Annotated in this window: 7 protein-coding genes; 4 read left to right on the top strand and 3 right to left on the bottom strand. The window is 70.6% G+C overall.

The genetic code is table 11. The features are described 5' to 3' along the window. Positions 1-174 precede the first annotated feature (174 nt). Positions 175-747, top strand: a complete 573-nt coding sequence (locus GT354_RS22735) for a TetR/AcrR family transcriptional regulator (RefSeq protein ID WP_161358223.1) — start codon at positions 175-177, stop codon at positions 745-747. A gap of 109 nt (positions 748-856) precedes the next feature. Further along, complete coding sequence (locus GT354_RS22730) at positions 857-2,044, top strand: GDSL-type esterase/lipase family protein (RefSeq protein ID WP_161358222.1); 1,188 nt, start codon at positions 857-859, stop codon at positions 2,042-2,044. A 130-nt stretch (positions 2,045-2,174) separates the two neighbouring features. Here the strand turns inward: GT354_RS22730 and GT354_RS22725 are convergent, their stop codons facing one another. After that, positions 2,175-2,630, bottom strand: coding sequence for a hypothetical protein (locus tag GT354_RS22725; RefSeq protein WP_161358221.1), 456 nt, complete (start codon positions 2,628-2,630; stop codon positions 2,175-2,177). 289 nt (positions 2,631-2,919) lie between these two features. Beyond that, positions 2,920-4,362 carry an MFS transporter gene (locus GT354_RS22720; RefSeq protein WP_161358224.1) on the bottom strand — a complete coding sequence of 481 codons (1,443 nt, stop codon included), beginning with the start codon at positions 4,360-4,362 and terminating at the stop codon, positions 2,920-2,922. A gap of 58 nt (positions 4,363-4,420) precedes the next feature. Between GT354_RS22720 and GT354_RS22715 the strand changes: the two genes are divergently transcribed. Both GT354_RS22715 and GT354_RS22710 read left to right on the top strand, forming a co-directional pair. Continuing rightward, positions 4,421-5,209 (top strand): TetR/AcrR family transcriptional regulator, encoded by a 789-nt coding sequence (locus GT354_RS22715; protein WP_161358220.1) that lies wholly within the window; start codon positions 4,421-4,423, stop codon positions 5,207-5,209. A 680-nt stretch (positions 5,210-5,889) separates the two neighbouring features. Further along, positions 5,890-6,198, top strand: coding sequence for a hypothetical protein (locus GT354_RS22710; protein ID WP_161358219.1), 309 nt, complete (start codon positions 5,890-5,892; stop codon positions 6,196-6,198). A gap of 257 nt (positions 6,199-6,455) precedes the next feature. Here the strand turns inward: GT354_RS22710 and GT354_RS22705 are convergent. Continuing rightward, positions 6,456-6,768, bottom strand: a 313-nt coding sequence (locus tag GT354_RS22705) for an ROK family protein (protein WP_161358218.1), incomplete at its 5' end; no start/stop codon positions are given.

Below are 6,768 nucleotides of genomic sequence, written 5' to 3'. Positions count from 1 at the left end.
AGGGACCCGCCCCGCAGCCGGCCCGTCGCGGTTCGCGCGCCGCCGCGCACCCGGTGGGCCACCCACCCGCCTGTCCAGGCAGCAGATCCACAATCGTGCCCGGATTTGCCTAATCTGATTAGGCAAATGCATACTCGGTTGTGGCAAACCCGGGCGAGGATTCGGAGGACGGACATGGCACGGGTAGGACTGACCACCGAGCGCTTGGTCCGCGCGGGGGCAGAGCTGGCCGACGAGATCGGCTTCGAACACGTGACCCCCGCAGAACTCGCCCGGCGGTTCGACGTCAAGACCGCGAGCCTGTACTCGCACGTCAAGAACGCTCACGACCTCAAGACCGGGATCGCCCTGCTCGCCCTGGAGGAGCTCGCCGACCAGGTCTCCGCCGCAGTGGCCGGCCGGGCCGGCAAGGACGCCCTGATCGCCTTCGCGAACGCCTACCGCGATTACGCCCTGGAGCACCCGGGCCGCTTCGTCGCCGCCCGCTTCCGGCTCGACCCGACTACGGCGGCCGCGAGCGCCGGTGTCCGGCACGCGCGGATGATGCGGGCGATCCTGCGCGGCTACGACCTGGCCGAACCACATCAGACGCACGCGGTACGGCTGCTGGGCAGCGTCTTCAGCGGTTACGTCGACCTGGAGAGCGCCGGCGGCTTCAGCCACAGCAGCCCCGGCGCGCAGGAGAGCTGGACCGAGATCCTCGACGCGCTCGACGTCCTGCTGCGCACCTGGCCCACCGGCTCCTGACCGATTCCCCCTGACCGATCCCTCCCGGTCGACCCCTCCCGGCCGACCCCGTCCGCCAACCCTCCCGGCCAACCCATCGCCCGCCATCACGATCGAAGAGACCAAGAACATGAACGCCGAGCACCACGACTGGACCACCACCCCCATCACCGCCGACCTGCTGCGCGGCGCCCTCGACCTGGAGCACACCGAACGAGGCGCTCTACCCCACCGGCTGCCCGCACGCGCCCGGCAGCAGATCCCCGACGGCCTGTTGGCCATGGCCGAGTCGCAACCCTCCGGTGTGCGGTTGGCCTTTCGTACCCGGGCCACCGCCGTCGAACTGGACGTCGTGGCCACCAAACGGGTCTACGTCGGCGCCCCGCCGCGCCCCGGCGGGGTGTACGAGCTTCTCGTGGACGGGCGACTCGCCGGCCGGGCCGGTGTGACCGACGGCGACACCCTCACCATCGACATGTCCTCGGGGACCGCACAAACCCGGCCCGGACCGACGGAGACCCTGCGGTTCACGGACCTGCCGGGCGACGACAAGAACGTCGAGATCTGGCTGCCCCACGACGAGACCACCCGGCTGGTCGCCCTGCGCACCGACGCACCCGTCCACACTCTGTCGTCCGGTGGCCGCAAGGTCTGGTTGCACCACGGGAGTTCGATCAGCCACGGCTCCAATGCCGCCACTCCGACCGGGACTTGGCCCGCCGTTGCCGCGGCCCTGGGCAACGTGGAACTGATCAACCTGGGATTCGGCGGCAGCGCCCTGCTCGACCCGTTCACCGCCCGCGCCATGCGCGACACCCCCGCCGACCTGATCAGCGTCAAGATCGGCATCAACATCGTCAACGCCGACGTCATGCGGTTGCGTGCGTTCGGCCCGGCCGTTCACGGCTTCCTCGACACCATCCGCGATGGGCACCCCACCACCCCGATGTTGGTCGTGTCGCCCATCTACTGCGCCATCCACGAGCACACCCCGGGGCCCTGCGCCCTGGATCTCGGCGCGATGAGCGAGGGGCGACTGCGGTTCACGGCCACCGGCGATCCCGCGGAGACCGCCGCCGGGAAGCTGACCCTCACCGTCATCCGGGACGAACTGGCCCGCATCGTTCGGCTGCGTGCCGCCGGCGATCCGAACCTGCACCACCTCGACGGGCTCGACCTCTACGGCGAGGCGGACAACGCCGAACTGCCACTACCCGACGACCTGCACCCGGATCCCGCCACCCACCGCCGCATGGGCGAGCGCTTCGCCCACCTCGCGTTCGGCGCCGACGGCCCCTTCGCGGCCCGGACCGGCTGACCACCGACGAACCCACAGACGACATCCCGGTGAACGACGGCCGAGCCCCGGGACGCCTCTCCTCCGTCCGCCCGCGCCCGCGCCCTCGCGGCTGCGGCATCAGGAATCGGGACCACGGCCCGGTCGCACGTCAGATATGGGCCCTGACCTGTCGCACCGGGTGGCCCAGAGCGTTGGCGAGGCGGACCAGTTCCTCGTCGGTGAACGAGCCGCGACCCGGATTCCAGACCGCGATCTCGAACCTGGCGAACCCACACGGCCAGTCGAAGTCCAACCCGTCCAACGACGAATCCGCCCCGCAACACGGGACCTTCGCCGCGAGAGTCGTGAACCCGTCCGCGACGTGCGTCTCAAGGAGATCTCCCCACCACGCGGTGTCGATCGACCCGCCGCAGTGCGGACACCCGATCCTCTCCAGGTTCTCACCGCAGTCGACAACCGTGATCGCCTCGTGCCAGGAGACGTCGATGTCGACCTCGTCGTCGTCGATCAGATCCGCCACGAGCGCGGCCGTGCGGTCGCCCGCCGGTCGATCGGGCTGCCAGAGTGGATCGGTCGGGATGACCGACAGAACGTCGTCACTCACGGGTTCACTCGATTCGTCGGCCAAGGCCCAGGCCCCCATGGGGTCGACGTGATCGTACCGACGGGTGTACGACGGCGCGCTACGCCTGATCCGCCTCCGAGTGCCGACCACCACGTCGAATTCCGAGTCCAACCGCAACTCCGGTCACCCCCTTGGGCTTTCGATGGTGATCACGTCCGCACCGCAGAGCGAGCGGCTGATCGCGACGTCGTCGAGTCAGGGCGGGCCGCCCGCGTGGATCGACCTCTCCCACGACCTCGCACCTTGCCTGCCCGGCTGTGGGCGGGGGTCAGTGTTCCGCCTGCTGGGCGTGCTCCGGGAGGAGTCGGACCAGGGCGAAGGCGATCAGGAACAGCACGGCCGCGAGCCCGATCACGAGTTCGCCGGCGTGGTCGAAGTCCGCGGTCGTGCCGTGGTCGACCCGCGCGAAGAACGCCGTACCGAGAGCGGCCACGCCGATCGCACCGGAGAACTGCTGGACGGCGTTGAGCATGCCCGCGCCGGTGCCGACCTCTTCCGTGGTGGCGCCGCCGAGGACGAAGTCGAAGATCGGGACGAACACCAGCCCGGTTCCGAACCCGACCAACAGCAGCGCGGGGGCCAGTGTCGCGGAGGTGAGGCTGTCGCCCCGGCGGGCGATGGTCCACCACAACGCGAGCAGACCGATGACGGCGATGCCGAGGCCCAGGTGCAAGGTGGCGCGGCCGATTCTCTGCGTGAGTACGGCACCGGCGATCACCACGGCGACGGCGCTGCCCAGCGCCCACGGGATCAGGGTGAGGCTCGTGTGCAGGGGAGACCAGTGCAGGCCGAGCTGCAGCAGCAGGTTGAACGCCAGCTGGAATCCGCTCAGCGCGGCGAAGAAGGTTCCCACGATGGCCAGGCCCGCGACGAAGGTGCGCTTGCGCAACAGCGAGGGGGCGATGACCGGATGGCTGCTGCGTCGTTCGGAGACGACGAACAGGGCCAGGACGACGAACGAGCCGGCCATCGACAGGTAGGTCCATATCGGCCAGCCGAGCTCCCGGCCCTGGACCAGCGGGACGATCAGCAGCGCCGAGGCCAGGGTGAGCAGGGCGACGCCGCCGAGGTCGAGCCGGGCACTGGTGTCCTCGCCGGTCCGGTGGGGCAGGAACCGCCGGGCCAGGGCCCAGGCGACGACGCCGGCGGGCACGTTGATCAGGAAGATCGAGCGCCACTGGCTACCGAACACGTCCAGGTGCAGCAGCCAGCCGGCCAGGATCGGCCCGGCCACGGTGGCCAGTCCCATCACCGGGCCGAACGGGATGAGCGCCTTGCGCAGTTTCTCGGGCGGAAAGACGACCTTCACCATCGCGAAGCCCTGCGGGATCATCACCGCACCGCACAGGCCCTGCACCAGGCGGGCGACGATCAGGAAATCGACGCCGGGGGCCAGTCCGCACGCGAGCGACGCGAGGGTGAAGCCGGCCATCCCCTGTAGGAACAGCCGCCGGCGGCCGAGCAGGTCGCCCAGTCGGCCCGACGTGATCAGGCCGATGGCGAAGGCCGCGGTGTACGCGGTGAGCACCCATTGCAGGGTCGTCTCGCTGCCGCCGAGGTCGGCGCGGATCGAGGGGCCGGCGAGGTTGGCGATGGTCGAGTCGATGACGTCCATCACATCGGCGATGAACACCACCGCGAGAACCAGCCAGGCCCGGCGGGCGGGAAGCGGGGCGATGTCGCTCGGCGCTTCCAACGAACTTTGTTCCATAGTCACGAACTAAGTTCTAAGAGACGAACATAGTTCGTGTCAAGGTAGGCTGAGCCGCATGACCGTCGATCCGGAACGTCGCCGCGCCGCTCGGCACGCCCAACCGCCTGCTCCGCCGACCCCCAACAGGCGCCGGAAGCCGCCGATCACGGTCGCCAGGATCACCGATGCCGCGCTCCAGGTCGTCGCCACCCAGGGCTACGACGCCCTGACGATGCGCAGCGTCGCCGGCGTCCTCGACACCGGACCCGCCTCTCTGTACGCGCACGTCGTCAACAAGGCCGACATCGACGAGTTGATCATCGGCCGCCTCTGCTCCCAGCTGGCCCTGCCCGAACCCGACCCGGCGATCTGGCGCGAGCAGATTCTCGACGTCTGCGCCCAGATCCGTGACCAGTACCTGCAGTACCCCGGTGTCTCCCGCGCCGCGCTGGCCATGGTCGCCACCAACCTCGACGTATTGCGGGTCAACGAAGGGATGCTGGCCATCCTGCTGACCGGCGGCATCGAACCGCAGACGGCGGCTTGGGCCATCGACGCCCTCTCGCTCTATGTCGCCGGCTACGCGCTGGAGACCTCCCTGGTCGCGCAGCGACAGCAGCAACGCGAGGACGACTGGGTCGTCGGCCGCGACGAACTGGTGCGCCGATTCACCGCGTTGCCCGCCGACCGATTCCCGCAGACCAGACGCTACGCGGCCGAGTTGACCTCCGGTACGGGACACGAACGCTTCGACTTCGCCCTCGGCCTGATCGTCGACAACCTCACTCGGCGTGAGCCGGCCCCGCCGGCCGCTCCGGCCGCGACATCGCCACGCCGCCTGTCGCCGTCGTCGGCGTCGACCTGATCCCGGGTATCTGCCCGCCGTGGCACGCGGCGACGCAGATCGGGTGCGTGCTGCCGGTCATCCGAGCCGCACCCTCGTACGGCGTCGGGGTGGCCAATCGGCGGGCCAGGGCGGCCGGTTCGAGGAAGGCACCGGGCCACCCGGTGGTGTGCGGCCGTCCTCCGTCCACGCCTGCCGCCCAGTGAGGGGTCGGGCGCGGGCAGCGCACCCCCGGGGGTGGCCGTCGGCCCCGGTGGGGAGGAGCGCGACGGGCAGGACCGGGTCGGCGATGCCATCGAAGGTGCTTCGGAGCGATGGCCGACGACGCGTGTTCCGTGCCGCGACGGGACCTGACTGGGCGTCACCTACCGGACACGGCCGGCACCCTACGCCCGATCGGCTCGTGGGCATACCTCGGTCGGTCGGGCCCGAGCCGCCTCTCCTGCGGGGTACGTCGACACTCCTCGCCGCACAAGGCGTCGCGCAACCACCGCACTCCACTCCGCATCCGAGACGGAGCCGGCCGAGTCCCCGACCACAGACGGATACTGTTGACACGGCTGCTCCGTCGAGCCGATCGCAGGATCCGCCGGAGCGACCCACAAACAGGACGAAGGAAGGAGCGTGCGCCGTGCGATGGCGAATCCAGCCGCCCGCCCGGAAGGTCCGGGAGTACGGGCGGCGGTTCCGAAAGGAACGCGATGTCCCGTACGGACAGGACGAAACCGCTGTGGGTACGCCATGCGGAGCACCACCCCCGGCCGGTACACGATCACCGCTACGGCGCCTGTGATCTGCCGCCTGGTCCGGTGGAGGAGGGCACGGACACCCGCTGCCGATGGGAACACCCGGGCGCGCTGTTGTTCCGTCGCACGTGCTGCTCGGGATGCACGGTGCGCTCGTGCGTCAAGGAGCGGCAGGGGATGGCCAGGGCGGCCAACCGCAAGGAACGCTACGCGGGCCGGCGCGAAGCCCGACGAGGCGGGATCGACCCGACAGGGGATTGCTGACCTCGCCCAGCCCCCACGCGGAATGAGCAAACGAGAAGCCGGAGGCAGGAGCAGCGGGGGTCGATCGCGGACACGAACTCCCCGCTGTCTCCCGTCAACCGGCTGCCGCGCGGCTGCCGCGCGACCGCGGGCGACGGGCCGGTGATCCGCGCCGGCCCCGCGACGAACGTCGTCACTTGCTCGTGTGACACTCCGACGCCGCGGGCGACCCGCGTGTAGCGCTCGGGCCGGTGAGGCTGGGGCTTGTGGTGTCGGGGTCAGTCGAAAGAGGGGAACAGCGCGTCCTGGGCGGCCTGTTGGGCGGCGAAGAGCGCGCCTTGCAGGACGGCGGAGCCGCCGAGAGTGGTCGCGCGGACGACGGTGTCGACCGGGGAGAGGGCGGCGACCGCGGCCTGGACGCGTGCGGCGAGGTCGTCGCCGCCGGCGTGGCCCAGTTCGCCGGCGAGGACGACGCAGCCGGGGTCGAGGACGGCGGTGACGGCGGAGACGCCGAGGGCGAGGCGCCCGGCGAACTCGTCGAGGAAGGCGGAGCCCGCGCTGCCGGCGTCACGGGCGGCGCGGACGACGGTG

The sequence above is a fragment of the Streptomyces sp. SID3343 genome, from assembly GCF_009865215.1.
Lineage (GTDB): Bacteria > Actinomycetota > Actinomycetes > Streptomycetales > Streptomycetaceae > Embleya.
Note: the sequence above shows the minus strand (reverse complement) of the source record. Positions and strands in the feature narration are given on the sequence as shown.